1 pseudogene is annotated in these 336 nt (G+C 56.5%); it reads left to right on the forward strand.

From position 1 onward, the window contains the following. Positions 1-336 (forward strand): annotated as a pseudogene (locus AB9F29_RS21605) (DUF697 domain-containing protein); the annotation flags it as partial.

Below are 336 nucleotides of genomic sequence, written 5' to 3' on the forward strand. Positions count from 1 at the left end.
CCGATGGCTTTTGCGGATGTGATCGCCGCGTTGACGATGAATATGCGGATGATCCGACGGATTGCGGAAATATACGGGGGCCGTGCTGGAACGCTTTGATCGTGGCGGTTAACCAAAGTGGTTTTAAGCCACCTTGTTGCGACGGGAGCCGTTGCCGTCGGGGATGATTTGATTGGATCGATTGCGGGCGGCGGTGTGATGTCAAAAGTGTCGCGCCGATTTGGTGAGTGGATTATTAATGGAGCTCTTACGGCGCGGGTCGGTGTTGCGGCGCTTGAGGTCTGTCGGCCAATGCCCTTTGTCACGCAGAAGCGTCCACGCGTGACGACTCTGGTT

This window comes from Falsihalocynthiibacter sp. S25ZX9 (assembly GCF_041205405.1).
Lineage (GTDB): Bacteria > Pseudomonadota > Alphaproteobacteria > Rhodobacterales > Rhodobacteraceae > Falsihalocynthiibacter > Falsihalocynthiibacter arcticus.